The organism is Mesorhizobium sp. BHbdii, from assembly GCF_053848045.1.
Window position 1 is genome coordinate 1 of record NZ_JBSPKX010000302.1, and the last position, 403, is coordinate 403.

At 66.0% G+C, this 403-nt stretch carries 1 protein-coding gene; it reads left to right on the forward strand.

The window, feature by feature from the left end; genetic code table 11:
- On the forward strand, positions 1 to 305 hold a 305-nt coding region (locus tag ACWTU8_RS33145), incomplete at its 5' end, for an ABC transporter permease subunit (protein ID WP_455851418.1).
- Between the last annotated feature and the right edge of the window lie 98 nt (positions 306 to 403).

Below are 403 nucleotides of genomic sequence, written 5' to 3' on the forward strand. Positions count from 1 at the left end.
ACACCTACAATGCCAGCCCCTCGCAGACCTTCTGGAAATTGCGCGTGCCGGCCTCGGTGCCGTTCCTGTTCACCTCCATGAAGGTGGCGGTGGCGGCAAGCCTGGTCGGCGCCATCGTCGGCGAATTGCCGACAGGTGCTGTCGCCGGCAGCGGCGCCAAGCTGCTCGCCGGCGCCTATTACAGACAGTCCATCGACATCTGGTCGGCGCTGGTCGCGGGTTCCATCGTGGCGGCACTCTTGGTCATGGTCGTCGGCATAGCCGGGCAAATCGTCGACCGCGCCATGGGCGGGAGGCCAGCATGAACTGGCTGAAACCCTCCTGGCAAGCCGTGCTGGCGATCGTGTTGTGCGTGATCGCAATCGCGCTCGGCGCGGTGTCTAGGCCGGAAGCGGCAGCGCTC